The organism is Haloterrigena turkmenica DSM 5511 (genome assembly GCF_000025325.1).
In the GTDB taxonomy this organism is placed as follows: Archaea; Halobacteriota; Halobacteria; order Halobacteriales; family Natrialbaceae; genus Haloterrigena; species Haloterrigena turkmenica.
This window is the reverse complement of record NC_013743.1, coordinates 1,849,783-1,863,784: the sequence shown is the minus strand read 5'-3', so window position 1 is coordinate 1,863,784 and position 14,002 is coordinate 1,849,783. Positions and strand designations below refer to the sequence as shown.

Below are 14,002 nucleotides of genomic sequence, written 5' to 3'. Positions count from 1 at the left end.
GTCCTCGTCTTCTCACCGGAAACGTCTCTCGAGGAGAGTGAACGAAGTGAGCGAACGAATCGGCTGGAGAGGGCGTGGCGATCCCCTGTCGCCAGCGTGAGTAGGTCTTGTAGCGTTTCCCTTCAGCAAAACTCCAACGGATTATTAAAGAGTCTAGCAGGCCGCGTAGTGGACGTAGACCGCCCCCTCGAGGACGTGTAGGTCGAGTCCCTCGCGCTCGAGGTCGGGATCCGTGACCGCGTCGCTGGTCTCGAGTCCGCTGGCGATGTCGTCGGCGAGGGCGGCCTCGTCGTCGTAGTCGTCGATCGATAGCGGGGGCGTCAACTGGCCGCTGGCACCTGCGCTACCGCAATCGGCGCCGAAATCGCCGGGCTCGACTCCCTCCGATCCCGTGCCGTCGTGCTGGCTCGCCACGTGCGCGCGGTTGTTGTACTCGGCGTAGGCCGCGAGCCCGTCGTCGTACGAGCGCGCGCTATCGCGTTCGGCCTCGAGTCGGTCGTGAACCTCAAGTTCGGTCGCCTCGAGGTCGATTCCCGCGGCCTGACTGCCCTCACCCGGCGCATCTGGCGGCGACGGCTCGCCGACGCCCGGGATAATCGACAGCGGGACGACGCCGGTCGCGAACAGTGCGGCGACCACGACGATGACCGCCAGAATCGGCGCGTACGGCTTGGCCACCTCGAGCCAACTGGACGTCTCGAGGTCGCCGTCGACGTCGTCATAGCGCTGCTCGATCTTCTCTAGGTCGTGGTTCCCACAGCGCGAGCATGGCGGGTTGTACTTGACGTGGTCGCGACCGCAGTCCTGACAGCGCCAGACGTAGGTGGTGCCGGTGTCGACCGTCTCCGTTCGAGTCACGCCGGTATCGACGGCCGGGTCGCTCGAGGCCGCCCTCGCGGACTCGTTTCGCTCGGCCTCGCTTTCGCTCTCGCCCTCGCGGACGACCGCCTTCTCGAAGGTGTTGTGTCCGCAGTTGTCACAGGGAGGGTCGTTTTCCGCGTGCGGTTTCCCACACCACGTGCACCGCCACTTCACTGGTCGTAACGCACAACCGTGTCGATATAAGCGTGTTGGAAGTCGGAACGAACGGCCTGCGTCGCCTCGTGCGAGAATCGCGGCTCAGAGCCGAACCGGAACGCCCCGCTCGTCCAGATACTCCGTTGGCACCTTTTTCCGCTCAGGTGGCTACGCCACCACTCGCACAAAAACCTGCACCAAAAAGCCACTCCCTCACTGGCTCACGGCCGACGGCCGTTCGCCGTTACGTTCGCTCGCGGCTCAGAGCCGAACCGGAACGCCCCGCTCGTCCAGATACTCCTTGGTCTCCTCGATCGAGTACTCGTCGAAGTGGAAGATCGAGGCCGCGAGGCCGGCGTCGGCGCCGGCCTCAGTGAACACGTCGTACATGTCCTCGGGGCCGCCACAGCCCGAGGAGGCGATGACGGGCGTGTCGACGGCGTCACAGACCGCCTTCGTCAGCGGCAGGTCGTAGCCGTCTTTGGTGCCGTCCTTGTCGATCGAGTTGACGAACAGTTCGCCCGCGCCGCGGGACTCGGCCTCCTGGGCCCACTCGAGGACGTCGATGCCGGTCCCCTCGCGGCCGCCCTTCTTGGTGCACTCGAACCAGCAGGACTCGCCGTCGATCTCGACGTAGTGTTCGCCCTCCTCGTCGAAGCGCCGTCTGGCGTCGACGCTGATGACGATACACTGGTTGCCGAAGGCTTTCGCGCCCTCGTTGATCAGTTCGGGGCGCTCGAGCGCACCGGTCGTGATCGAGACCTTGTCGGCGCCGGCCCGCAGCGTCTCCTTGATGTCGTCGGTGGTGCGGATGCCGCCGCCGACCGTGAGGGGAATGAAGACCTCGTCGGCGACGCGCTCGACGACGTCGAGCATCGTCTCGCGGCCCTCCGCGGAGGCGGTGATGTCGAGGAAGACGAACTCGTCGGCGCCGGACTCGTTGTACGCTTTGGCCATCTCCACCGGATCGCCGGTGTACTTCAGGTCCTCGAAGTTGACGCCGGTGTAGACTGCCGGGTTCCCGTCCTCGTCTAAGTCCACGTCGATACACGGAATGATTCGCTTTGTCAGCATGTGGTCGTTGTGCGAGCCTTGGAACCCGGGATAGTAAAGTGGTCCCCATCGGTGTCTCGAGCGACGGACGGGTCTCCGTCCCGATGGCGAGTTATCACTGCCGTCGCAACGGCGCCGCCCTCACGCCGACCGCAGTCGCTCCCGGAAGGTCTCGACTGCGTTGGGAAGCGCCTCGAGTTGGGCCCGGATGCGCGCGTAATCTCCGTACTCGGTGAACAGTGAGACACCGACTTCTGGATCGTTGTCCGCGGCCCGGCGGACGCTCTCGTCGGTCCACTCGAGCGACCGAAGCGTCTCTGCGAGGACGTACGCGCCGATCGACGGCTCGGTCACCGACGAGGCGGCTGCGTCGGCCGCCTCGATCGCGGCCGTTCGCTCCGCGCGGAGCTCCGCGGCCGATTCGGGGGTTGCCAGCGTCCCGCCGTCGATTCGACCGCGCATGCGTTCGAAGGCCCGGTACAGCACCTCGAACCGGACGGCCTCGTAGAGTGCGATACCCGTGTTACCGTCTTCGATGGCCCGGTTCAGGCCGTCCCCCGCGCTCGAGACCGGATCCACCGTCCGCCAGAGCACCTGCTCCGTGTGCTGGTCGAGTTCCCCGTCGACGATGCCGTCGAGCCAGTCCTCGTCGGATCGGTCGGGGATGATGATGCTCTCGACGCGCTCGGTCGACGCCTCGAGGGCGGCCTCGAAGACCGGCGTCAGATCCGTCGACTCGTCGGTTCGCTCGTCGAAGCGCTCCGCGAGGTGTTCCCAGACGGTCCGCGTGGCCGTCCCGAACTCGACCGCACCGGCACCGTCGCCGATGTCGATGACGGTGGCGTCCCCGTCGACCTCCCACCGATTTCGACCGAGCCGATCCGCCGCACGTCGGAGGTCCGATTCCCGGCGCGCGTAGAACAGCGCCGCGCGGAGCAGTTCGTCCCCGGCGCCGTCGCCCCGATAGGCGATCGACTCGAGCCGATCGCGAACGCTCGAGCGGGTCTCGGTACGCTCCTCGCGCAGGTCCGCGATGATCGCTTCGTTCTCGGCGTCGATGGCGTCGAGCGTGGTCGTCGCCGCCCGCGCGGCGTCGCGCGCCTCGCGGGTCGTCCGCAGCGCGCGGTAGCGATCGTCCCCGGTCGCCGCAGCGGCCTCGTCGCGGCGGTCGCGGGCCTCGTCCCGACGCTCGCCGATCGACTGCCGAACGACGCCGTTGGGGACCGTCTCGGCCTCGAGCGGGTCTGGAACGTCCGCCAGGAGGGTCTCGACGCGCTCGAGGCCGTCGTCGATGGCGTCCGACGCCGGAACCACCGGCGCCGGCCACTCGATCTCCGGCGCCTCGGTTCCGTCGGCGAGCACGTCGGCCGCGTCGGCCGCGGTGAACGACGACCCGCCGTCGTCGATCCACGAGAGAGCGCTACAGCCGGCGAGCGCGGCGCTGCCGGTCGCGGCGAGTCCCACGAGGAATTGCCGGCGATGGCTTCGACCGTCTCCTCTCATCGCTGGCCCTCCGTGCTCGAGGTGTCGGGTTCGTGCGTCTCGTTTTCGGTTCCGGTTCCGTCCGCGCCGGTCTCAGTGCCGTTTCCGTCCGTTTCGTTCGCCGCGGAGCCGTTCGCGACGCCGGCATCGCTCGGGCAGGTGGTGCGTTCGGAGCTCCCCCGACTCGAGGGGGGATCGCCGTAGGGCCGGTGAACGCGGACGAATATCGCCTCTACGACGGTCTTGTCGGCCTCGCACGGCTCCGTCGCGGCTTTCATTTCTCGGCAGTAGCTCGTCCGAAACTCGTCGTCCGCCGCGCGGACGCCCAGCAGGTGCCGGCGATAGCAGTCGTCGATCGAGCGCTGGTCGACGACGACGGTCTCGCTCTCGAAGTTGGTCTCCTCGACGAACGCTCGAGCGGTGTCGACGTCGTCGTCCGCGGCGGCGTCGGTGAACCACAGCGCCGTGGCGTCGTCCTCGTTGGTGACGAAGACCGTATCGAGATGTCGCGGCTCTCGGTTCTCGTCGCCGTCTTCAGCGGCGTCCTCGCTCGAGTAGGCGACGGGCGTATCGTCCGCCGAGCGGATCGACAGCGACTCGTACTCGTGGGTCGACTCGAACGTGCCTCCCTCGGAGGAGTGGCCGGAAACCGATTCCCCTTCGCTGAACTCGACGCAGCCGGCGAACGCAGCCGAGAGACAGCCGCCGCCCGCTGCGAGCAGTCGCCGGCGAGAGATCGATGTGGAGGGCATCGACACCGTATTGGTAGCCGGAGTGTAAATACGTAGTGACTGACGTGACGCGATGCGGGAGCGCTCGCCCCGCGCGACGCGTTTCGTTGCGAGACGCTGAGTCGCGCCTACCGACCGTTCGACGACCTCGGGGAACGATCGAGGCGCCCGCTCGCCGACGAGAGAGGTGTCTTTAAGGCGGTGAGTCGGCAACAGCTGAGTATGGCAGACGACACGCACCAGACGGAAGACGGCGATACGGGCGCCGACGTCGGCCACGACCTCGAGGCCGAGCGGACGACCGCACCGATGAGCGAGTACGGACTGCGCGAGGTCGGCATCGGCCTCGTCGTCGCCCTTCTCGGTCTGGCCGTCGCGTTCGGAATCCCGTTGCTCACGGTCTGACTGAGTGGTCGAGAGCGAAAATCGGCGACGTTAGAAGACGTACTCGTCGTCGTGACCCATCATACCGTCGTCTTCGAGGCCGGTACCACCGCTCGTCCCCTCTTCCTCGTCCATCGGTCCACTGGTCTTGTAGGCTTTGATCCCCGTCGAGAGGAGGTCTTCGATCGCCTCCTCGCGGTTGACGAACTCGCCGCGCTCGACCATCTGGGCGATCTGCATCTCGAGGTGTTCCGGGATGGTGATCTCTACTTTCGGCATCTGATTCGGCTTTCGGCGAGGGGGTATTTAGGTCTGACGGGGACTCCATACGCTGTGAATCGCCCCCAATCGGCGATCCCGGCGCCGGAGGTCGTGGCCGTCGTCACCGCTCGCGAATCAGGATTTCGGTCATCTCGAGTTCGCTGTGACCGATCTCGAGTCGGGAGGTCAGTGGTCTCACCGTGCTCGACCGATCGGAGAACCGTCGGTGATCGACGGTCAGTAGCGCTCGTCCAGAAAGGACCGCTGACGGCGTCGCAGTCGCAGCGATCGAATCGCGATCGCAGTCGCGGTTATCGGTCTCGTTCGATTCCGTTAGCGGTTGCCCATCATCGAGTCGAACGCGTTCTTCAGCGTCGTCCCCGGCTGGGTGACCGACTGAAGCTGGTTGAGCATCTTTCGCTGGTTGAAATAGCTCGCGAACGCGAGGATCGTCGGCGGCCAGAGACCGATAAACGTGCCGAGCTGGCGCTCTCCGCGCATGAAGTAGTAGTACAGTGAGAGTCCGACGGACGCGGCCGACGCGACGAACGCGGGGCCCATGGCCTCTTCGCCGACTTCTTCTGCTGCCTGTTCGGTGACTTCTCGTTCGGCTATCTGCGGTTTGCTCGCCATACAGGTGAGCGTGGTCGAGACTGTACTAAGGGATGGCGAGGGTTTCGCGAAGAAGGCCCTGAATTGTGATGTCGAGCCGACTGTTACAGTTCGTTTCACCCCCGCTACCGGCCCGGAAATACGGGCTTACGTGTCGACGATCGTTTCATTCGAGCGGTGTGTCTCCGTCGCACGCGACACGTCGACGGATGGGTCGTCGGCTCGCCCGCTCGACGAAGGCGTCACATCTACGTCCGTCGGGACGTACGCACGCGTATGACCAACGACGCCATCGACGTCACGGATCTCTACCGGGAGTTCGGCGACGAGCGGCTGCCGCCCGGCCAGCGGGAGACTTCAGCGTTTCCGGTGCTCTCGAAGAGCGGGACGCCCGACTGGGATCCCGAGACGTGGGAGTTCACCGTCACCGGCGCCGTCGACGAGGAGCTCTCGCTCTCGTGGGACGAGTTCCGCGACCTGCCCAGCGAGACCCAACAGCAGGACTTCCACTGCGTCACCGGCTGGAGCAAGTTCGACTGCCGGTTTACCGGCGTTTCCTTCCCCGCTCTCGCCGAGCGCGCGGGCGTTTACGACGACGCGGTCCACGTCATGTTCTCCGCGCTCGACGGCTACACCACCGATCTGCCCCTCGAGGACTGCATGCGCGAGGAGGTCCTGTTCGCGTGGGCCTACGACGGCGAGGATCTCCCGGAAGACCACGGCGGGCCACTGCGGGTCGTCACCCCCCACAAGTACGCCTACAAGGGGGCGAAGTGGGTCGACGGCGTCGAGTTCCTCACCGAGGCCCAGCGGGGCTACTGGGAGAAACGCGGCTACTCGGAGACGGCGAACCCGTGGGAGGAAGAGCGGTACAGCTAGACGCGAGCGGGAATCGATAGCGGGAGGCGCGGGCCGGCGCCCGGGATAGTTAGGCTGAAGGCGCGGCGGTCCCGAACTGCGTTCGATGGATCGATCGTCGGGTGAGCGTCGGCTCGCGAGCGAGTCCGGCTCGCTGCCGGACGCCGACGCGACCCCCCTCGTCAGCGCCAGCCGGGAACTCGAGGACGTGTCGTTCGGCGCGGTCATCGACGCCGACGACGAGTCGCGAGTGCTCTGGTCGACGCCCGACGGACTGGAGATCGTCGGCCGCGGCGTCGCCGCACGCCTCACTGCCGACGGAATCGAGCGCTTCAACCGACTCCGGGCTCGCGCGAACCGGATATTCGACGGCCTCGAACACGACGGCCCGCGCGTCGCCCGGCCGCGGGCCTTCGGCGGCCTCTCCTTTCACGACGGCCACGAGCCGACGCCGCCGTGGTCCGGGTTTCGGGCGGCCGAGTTCGTCGTTCCGCGGGTACTCGTCGTCCGGAGCGACGCGGACACCTGGCTGACGGCCGTCGCGTCGGACCCCGAGACGGCGGCGGATCGACTCGAGCGCTGGACCGACCGGCTCCGGGGGCTGCCGACGATGCGACCGAGCGGCGACGGCCCCGGCGTCGAATCGACCCGGCGAACCACGTCGCGCGAGGACTGGACCGCCCAGGTCGAGACCGCCCTCGAACGGATCGGTCGGGGCGAACTCACCAAGGTCGTCCTCGCGCAGGCGCTGTCGGTCGACCTCGAGGGGCCGGTTGACGTCCCCGAAACGCTCGAGCGACTGCGCCGTCGGTATCCGAACTGTTACCGGTTCCTGATCGGTCGCGACGACGGCGGCACGTTCTTCGGCGCGCCGCCGGAACGGCTCGTCGCCAAGCGCGGCGACCGCGTCGAGACGGAGGCGCTCGCGGGGTCGGTCCCTCGCGGCGAGACCCCCGAAGCGGATCGAGCCTACGCCGACGAGATGCGCGACAGCGAGAAATTCCAGCGCGAACACGGCCTCGTCGCCGACGCGATCCGCGAGCAACTCGCGCCCCTCGCGAGCGACCTGACGATCGACGAGCAGACGATCAGGCGGCTGGCGAACATTCAACACCTCCAGACGCCGATCGAAGCGACCCTCGGGGGCGATCGCCACGTCCTCGAAATCGTCGAGGCGCTGCACCCGACGCCCGCCGTCGGCGGCGTGCCGCCCGCGGCGGCCTGGGAGACGATCCGCGACGCCGAGACGTTCGATCGCGGCTGGTACGCGGCACCAATCGGCTGGTTCGACGCCGCCGGCGACGGCGAGTTCGCGGTCGGCCTCCGCTCGGGGATCGCGACCGACCGGACGGTCACGCTCTTTGCGGGCAGCGGTATCGTCGCCGACAGCGACCCCGACGAGGAGTGGGAGGAGGTACAGCTGAAGTTCCGACCGATCCTCGACGAACTGGACGACCGATGAGCGCACCGAACCGCGCGACGCTGTGGGGCCGCGTGCTCGTCGACGAACTCGCGAAGGGCGGCCTCGAGGCGGTCTGTATCGCCCCCGGCAGCCGGTCGACGCCGCTGACGGTCGCCTTCGCCGCACACGAGGCGGTCGACGTCTACTCCCACCTCGACGAGCGCTCGGCGGCCTACTTCGCGCTCGGGCGGGCGCGCCGGACCGGCGAACCGACGGCGCTGGTCTGTACCTCCGGGACGGCGGCCGCGAACTTTCATCCGGCCGTAATGGAGGCCGATCAGGCCCGCGTCCCGCTGCTCGTGCTCACGGCCGACCGGCCGCACGAACTCAGGGACAGCGGCGCGAACCAGACCGTCGATCAGGTCAAACTCTACGGCGACGCGGTCCGCTGGTATTCGGAACTCCCAGATCCCGAGGCCGACGAGCGCAAGGTCCGGGGCCTCCGGACGACCGCCGCCCGGGCGCTGGCCGAGACCGGCGGCGTCGACCCCGGACCCGTCCACCTGAACTGTCCGTTTCGCAAGCCCCTCGAGCCGACCGAGGTTCCCGACGCCGTCCCCGATTCGTTCGCGGAGACGCCCGCCGGACGCGGACGCGACGGCGCGTTCGTCGAAACCGAGTCGGGAACGCGCTCGCTCGCGGACGCGCAGTACGCCGACCTCGTCCAGGCGCTCGCGGACGCAGACCGACCGTTGATCGTCGCGGGACCGGCCGATCCCGCCGATCTGCCCGCGCTCGAGGCCGGCCACGTCGTGACCGTCGCCGAGCGCGTCGGCGCGCCGATCCTCGCGGATCCGCTCTCGAACCTGCGGTTCGGCCCGCACGTCAACCGGGAGTCCGCGACGGGGCCGGTGTACGGCGGTTACGACGCCTACATCGACCTGCTGCCGGCGCCCGATGTCGTCGTCCGGTTCGGCGCGTCGCCGACCTCGAAACCCCTGCGGAACGCGCTGCGGGATTCGGACGCGCGGCAGTTTCTGGTCGACCCCGCGGGCGACTGGCGCGAGGCGACGTTCACCGCGACGGACTTGCTCGCGGCCGCGCCCGGATCCGTCTTCGAGGGGCTGTGTGAGCGTCTCGAGGTCGACACTGGGTCGAAAACGGGCTCCGAAAACGAGTGGCTGGCCGCCTTCGCCGATGCGGAGCGTCGCCACTGGTCGGTTCGCGACGCGGCCCTCGAGCCGAATAGGCTCGAGTCCGAGCCGTTCGAGGGAGCCGTTCTCGCCGACGTGTTCGAAGGCGCACCCGATCCGGCGACGGTTTTCGTGTCCAACAGCATGCCGATCCGGGACGCCGACCGGTTCGGTCGGCCCCGCGACGCCGACCTGACGGTGCTCTCGAATCGCGGCGCCAGCGGAATCGACGGGATCACGAGCACGGCGCTGGGCGCCGGCAGCGCGACCGACGAGCCGCTCGTGCTCGTCACCGGCGATCTGGCCTTCTACCACGATTCCAACGGGCTGCTGGCCGTCGACCGCTGCGGCGTCGACGCCACGATCGTCCTGCTGGACAACGACGGCGGCGGCATCTTCCACGAACTCCCTATCGAAGAGTTCGAACCGCCCTTTACGGATCAGTTCAAGACGCCCCACGGCCTCGAGTTCGACGCGCTGGCCGACTGCTACGACCTCGCGTTCGAGCGCGTCGCTCCCGCCGACTTCGCGAGCGCCTACCGGCGGTCGCTCGAGTCCGCGGGGACGCAGGTGCTCGCGGTCGAATTCGACTCGGAAGAGAGTCATCGACGCCGAGACGTGCTCGCAGAGCGAGTTCGTGACGAACTCCGTGGCGAGGACGCGTAGGTTCGCTATAGATTTTCCTGCATTTGCTCTGGCCTACGGTGGCGCGCGCCGTGCCGCGGTGAGGGATGCGAGGCGCGAGGGAACCGAGCGCCTCGAGAAGCGAGCGGGGAGCGGAGTGACCCGCGAGCCTGAGACGAACCACGGCACGAAGCCGTGCGAGGGATGAGCGAGTGACTCTCTGGAGCGAGCGAATCGTTGGGGAGGGTGTGGCGATTCCCCGTTGCCAGCGTGAGCAAAACGCTCGAGTGTCCAGTTTCTACGTAGTCCCCACGAAAATGGATCCGAGCGTATTGCGTCGGATACCGATTGAAAACGAGCACCCAAGCGATCAGGGACGAAGGGCCCACCAGAGCGCGAGGGCGTAGCCGAAGGGGATCCAGGCGAAGCTGAGCGCGACCAGCCCGACCAGCGAGAACTGCGACACGGGTGCCAGCCAGTAGATCCCGACCGGGAACAGTACGCTCCAGGAGCCAAACACCACAGCCGCGACTCGCGGTCTGGTGAGCAGGTAGCCGACGAGGCCGAGCGTACAGGCGGCGACGATGGCGCTGACCGCGATCGAAAACACCGGTGTCAGCACCGTCGCGACGAACACCGGATACAGCAGCCAGCAACAGCCGATCGTCACCGCCGTCGAGTACTCGAGCGATTGGCCCTCCCACTCGAGGTCGACGTCGTCCGTCCAGTCGTGGACGGCGTACCGGGACGCCGACGCCTCGCTGTCGCGGTCGGCTCCGGTGGCCGTCGCGCTCGACCCGCCGCGGGTCGAGGACGCCGACGCCGTCGTCTCGTCGTCGACCGACCGGCCACTCGTCGCCCGTCGTCGGGCCCGCTGCTGACGTCGTCGCTTGCGCTGTCGCGCGTGATGGCTCTCGGTTCGCGCACCGCGCTGGGAGCCGGAGCGTCCCGAGTCGGCCCGACTCGAGTCGGCGGCGGTTCGATTGCTCGTCCGACGCCGGCCGCGCTTCGATCCCGTGCTCGAGTTCGTACGCTGTGTCGTTCTCGACCCCGCCGCATTCGCACTCGCATCGGTACTCGAGTCACCGGTCGTCGACGAGTCTGACTCGTTCGCCGTCGCGGCGTCCGAATCGCTCGCCGCACTCGAGTCGTCCGAACTCCCATCGCCGCCGGCGTGGTCGGCGAGACGAACGTAGGACTCGTGCCCGAGGCGGTCGTACCGAGCCCGTTCGGCGCCGTCGGTCAGCACCGACTTCGCCGTCGAGATGCGCGTAAACTGCTCGGCGGCGTCGGGCGCGTCGTTGTGGTCTGGATGGGTCTCGAGGACGCGCTCGCGGTAGGCGGTCTGAATCTCCTCGCGAGTCGCGTCCGGATCGACCTCGAGGACCTCGTAGTACGTCTCGCCCATCGCCTGCGGAATCGAACGGCCGGCTGAAAAATCAATCGGCTTAGGTGATCGCCGTTCGAGCGCGGGCTGGAAACTGAAAGCGCCGTTCCGCTGCGTCGTATTTCGGACTTATGTATTGTATAACGCTATATCAAATCGAGGGTGGGGCAGAGACGGAGTCTCGCCGCTCTGACGGCGATATCGGAGGATCTGGCGTCTGAAAGCGACGGCCTCGGTTGGCGACCGGCGAGCCGTGTCTCCTCCGACTGCAGCGCTCGATCGAGCCGCGACTCGAGGCCGGGGGACGACGTCGCGACCGCCGCTGGCGCTGTTCGAATCGATATGAGGCGATTGAATCGAGACCGCTATACACTTCTCGGGACCAGCATGTTCCGGGCAAGGTACGATGAAATTCAACTATAGATGTATTATAAGATAATATGACTGATACGCTGACAGTGACGGGTGATGTCCAACGACACCAACGTCACCAGCGGCCGGCGGTTCGGACGGTCGACGCGACGGACGTTCCTCGGCGGTCTCGGAGCGACCGCCGGACTCGGCGCGCTGACCGGACTCGGTGAAGCGCGAGGACGCGACGCCGGCGCGCTCTCGAGTGCGAGCTACTACGTCGTCCGCAGCGACGGCCGCGGACCGAACGGCCGCGGCGGGTGGTGGAACCGCGGTTCGGAACGCGGCCGCGACGAGGACGGCGCCAGCTACCTCGTCCTCGAGGCCGGGTCCGGTCGCGTCGCGTTCTCGACCGACGGCACCGCCGACGAGGCGTTCCAGTACGCCTTCGACGAACTCGCCTCGAGCGGCGGCACCGTCGTCGCGGGCGGCGGCGACTTCCGCTTCGGCGGCCCGGCCACGGTCGGCGACGACACGGCGCTGATCGGCCAGCAGGGAACGCGGTTCGTCGTCGCCGACGGGGAAGACCCCGCGACGACCGACGAACCGTCGGGCCACGACCTGATCCGCGTCCGCGGCGACGACGCGACGGTCGCCAATATCGAGTTCGACGCGAACGGAACGCAACTCGACAACCACGCCGTCCAGGCCGACGACTGCGACGGCCTGCTGGTGGCGAACACCCGCACCGTCGACGGCTTCCAGATGGCCATCTCGTTCTCGCGGTGTACGAACGTGCAGGTCGTCGGCAACGAAGTGCTCGAACCCAACTGGTACGGCATCACCGCCCGAGCCGCGCCGACCGGCGGCGAGCGGGATCTGCGCCGCTCCGAGAACGTGGTCGTCGCGCGCAACTACGTCGCCGGCGTGACTTACAACAACATCGCCACCTACAACGTCAGCAACTTCACCATCTACGGCAACGTCGTCGAGGACGGCGGCCACAGCCTCATCGCCTGCTCGCCCGCCCAGCAGGGCGCGATCGTCGGGAACGTCTGTCGCGACCTCGAGGAGTACGCCCCCGATCCCGGCGGCGAGGCGGGCATCGAGATCGAGTACAAGGAGACCCACGTCCGCGAGGAGATCGCCGGCACGCCCTTGGCGCGTTCGTACGATATCACGATCTCCGGCAATCAGGTCGACAACTGTCCAGTCGGCGTGCTCGCGCGGACCGTCCCGGCCGACGCCGACGACGAGGTCGCCCGCGAGACGGAGCGTCCCTACAGCTTCACCGTAACCGGGAACGCGATCAGCGACGCCGCGGACGCCGGCATCCGGATCCGCTCGGGCGAGGCGGGCGTCGTCGCGACGAACACGATCCGGAACAGTCCCGCACCGATCGAGATCGACGACACCTACGCGGTCGATATCCAGCGGGGACTGAACGCGACTCGAGAGTGACTTGATTCGGGTCGCCCGAACGAAACGACGGCTCGAACACAGCGGACCGGTTGCTTGGGCGTCACACCGAAACCGTAACCGCATCCGCAAGCCCCTCGAGCGCGACGCGAACCTATTTCACAGCCCGCGGACCAACGTCGAGCCAATGGTTTCGGAACTGTTCGACCCCGAGCGCTGGGAGCCGGTCGCGGAGCTGAACGACGAGTTCAGGGACATCACCTACCATCGAGCGGTCGATTCCGGCACGGTCCGGATCGCCTTCGACCGGCCCGACGTGCGCAACGCTTTCCGGCCGGGGACGGTCGACGAGCTGTACGACGCCTTGGACCACGCCAAGCGCCAGACCGACGTCGGCTGCATCCTGCTGACCGGCAATGGCCCCTCCTCGAAGGACGGCGGCTGGGCCTTCTGTTCGGGCGGCGACCAGACCATCCGCGGCGAGGACGGCTACCAGTACGAGGGCGACGAAGAACGGGCGTCGGAGCAGGGTCGTCTGCACATTCTCGAGGTCCAGCGTCTCATCCGCCACATCCCGAAGGTCGTCGTGGCCGTCGTTCCCGGGTGGGCCGTCGGCGGCGGCCACTCGCTGCACGTCGTCTGCGACCTGACGCTCGCGAGCGAGGAGCACGCGAAGTTCCTCCAGACCGATCCCGACGTGGCCAGCTATGACGCCGGCTTCGGCTCGGCCTACCTCGCGAAACAGATCGGCCAGAAGAAGGCCCGCGAAGTCTTCTTCCTCGGGAAAACGTACGACGCCGAAGAAGCCGCTGAGATGGGAATGGTCAACGAAGCGGTCCCCCACGAGGAACTCGAGGAGACGGCCCTCGAGTGGGGCGAGCGCATCAATGCCAAGAGCCCGACGGCGATGCGGATGCTCAAGTACGCCTTCAACATGACCGACGACGGCATGATCGGCCAGCAGGTCTTCGCCGGCGAGGCGACGCGACTGGGCTACATGACCGACGAGGCGAAGGAGGGCCGGGACGCCTTCGTCGAGGGCCGCGATCCCGATTTCGACGACTTCCCGTGGCACTACTGAACGTCTGAACGCGTTATTCGGTCGAGGAACGTCTCAGATCGGGTTTCGGCCGTACGGGAGGTGACTCGAACATTCTGCTATTACTGGCAACAGGGAGCGCCACACCCTCCCCAGCCGATTCGCTCGTTCGCGCTACTCACCGCTCAT

The 14,002-nt window shown here is 67.4% G+C and carries 13 protein-coding genes; 6 read left to right on the top strand and 7 right to left on the bottom strand.

Features of this window, described 5'->3' with window-relative positions; genetic code table 11:
- Positions 1-153: 153 nt before the first annotated feature.
- From HTUR_RS08800 to HTUR_RS08785, 4 genes are all read right to left on the bottom strand, one after another.
- Positions 154-1,035 (bottom strand): hypothetical protein, encoded by an 882-nt coding sequence (locus tag HTUR_RS08800; protein WP_012942968.1) that lies wholly within the window; start codon positions 1,033-1,035, stop codon positions 154-156.
- 243 nt (positions 1,036-1,278) lie between these two features.
- A complete protein-coding gene (gene hisF / locus HTUR_RS08795) occupies positions 1,279-2,091 on the bottom strand; it encodes an imidazole glycerol phosphate synthase subunit HisF (protein ID WP_012942967.1) in 813 nt (270 codons plus the stop codon).
- Positions 2,092-2,211: 120 nt separating this feature from the next.
- Positions 2,212-3,573: a hypothetical protein gene (locus HTUR_RS08790; protein WP_012942966.1), complete on the bottom strand. Its 1,362-nt coding sequence runs from the start codon at positions 3,571-3,573 to the stop codon at positions 2,212-2,214.
- A complete protein-coding gene (locus tag HTUR_RS08785) occupies positions 3,570-4,304 on the bottom strand; it encodes a hypothetical protein (protein WP_012942965.1) in 735 nt (244 codons plus the stop codon). Before HTUR_RS08785 ends, HTUR_RS08790 begins: the two co-directional genes overlap by 4 nt.
- Before the next feature lie 201 nt (positions 4,305-4,505).
- On the opposite strand from HTUR_RS08785, the gene HTUR_RS08780 reads away from it, so the two are divergent.
- Positions 4,506-4,688, top strand: a complete 183-nt coding sequence (locus HTUR_RS08780; RefSeq protein WP_012942964.1) for a DUF7550 family protein — start codon at positions 4,506-4,508, stop codon at positions 4,686-4,688.
- Positions 4,689-4,718: 30 nt separating this feature from the next.
- Here the strand turns inward: HTUR_RS08780 and HTUR_RS08775 are convergent, their stop codons facing one another.
- On the bottom strand, positions 4,719-4,946 hold the full coding sequence (locus tag HTUR_RS08775; RefSeq protein WP_008895334.1) for a ribbon-helix-helix domain-containing protein: 228 nt from the start codon (positions 4,944-4,946) through the stop codon (positions 4,719-4,721).
- Positions 4,947-5,261: 315 nt separating this feature from the next.
- Complete coding sequence (locus tag HTUR_RS08770; RefSeq protein WP_012942963.1) at positions 5,262-5,561, bottom strand: hypothetical protein; 300 nt, start codon at positions 5,559-5,561, stop codon at positions 5,262-5,264.
- Positions 5,562-5,816: 255 nt separating this feature from the next.
- Here HTUR_RS08770 and HTUR_RS08765 point away from each other — a divergent pair, with 255 nt between their 5' ends.
- The 3 genes from HTUR_RS08765 (at position 5,817) to menD (ending at position 9,659) form a co-directional block, all read left to right on the top strand.
- Positions 5,817-6,419, top strand: coding sequence for a sulfite oxidase-like oxidoreductase (locus HTUR_RS08765; RefSeq protein ID WP_012942962.1), 603 nt, complete (start codon positions 5,817-5,819; stop codon positions 6,417-6,419).
- A gap of 85 nt (positions 6,420-6,504) precedes the next feature.
- Positions 6,505-7,860, top strand: a complete 1,356-nt coding sequence (locus HTUR_RS08760) for an isochorismate synthase (protein WP_012942961.1) — start codon at positions 6,505-6,507, stop codon at positions 7,858-7,860.
- The gene (gene menD, locus HTUR_RS08755; protein WP_012942960.1) at positions 7,857-9,659 is read left to right on the top strand and encodes a 2-succinyl-5-enolpyruvyl-6-hydroxy-3-cyclohexene-1-carboxylic-acid synthase; all 1,803 of its coding nucleotides are present in this window, start codon (positions 7,857-7,859) and stop codon (positions 9,657-9,659) included. Before HTUR_RS08760 ends, menD begins: the two co-directional genes overlap by 4 nt.
- A gap of 328 nt (positions 9,660-9,987) precedes the next feature.
- On the opposite strand, the gene HTUR_RS08750 is transcribed toward menD, so the two are convergent.
- Positions 9,988-11,025 carry a J domain-containing protein gene (locus HTUR_RS08750; protein ID WP_012942959.1) on the bottom strand — a complete coding sequence of 346 codons (1,038 nt, stop codon included), beginning with the start codon at positions 11,023-11,025 and terminating at the stop codon, positions 9,988-9,990.
- Between the two features lie 447 nt (positions 11,026-11,472).
- Here HTUR_RS08750 and HTUR_RS08745 point away from each other — a divergent pair, with 447 nt between their 5' ends.
- Positions 11,473-12,816, top strand: coding sequence for a right-handed parallel beta-helix repeat-containing protein (locus HTUR_RS08745; RefSeq protein WP_012942958.1), 1,344 nt, complete (start codon positions 11,473-11,475; stop codon positions 12,814-12,816).
- Between the two features lie 145 nt (positions 12,817-12,961).
- Positions 12,962-13,855 carry a 1,4-dihydroxy-2-naphthoyl-CoA synthase gene (locus HTUR_RS08740; protein ID WP_012942957.1) on the top strand — a complete coding sequence of 298 codons (894 nt, stop codon included), beginning with the start codon at positions 12,962-12,964 and terminating at the stop codon, positions 13,853-13,855.
- The last annotated feature ends 147 nt before the right edge of the window (positions 13,856-14,002 follow it).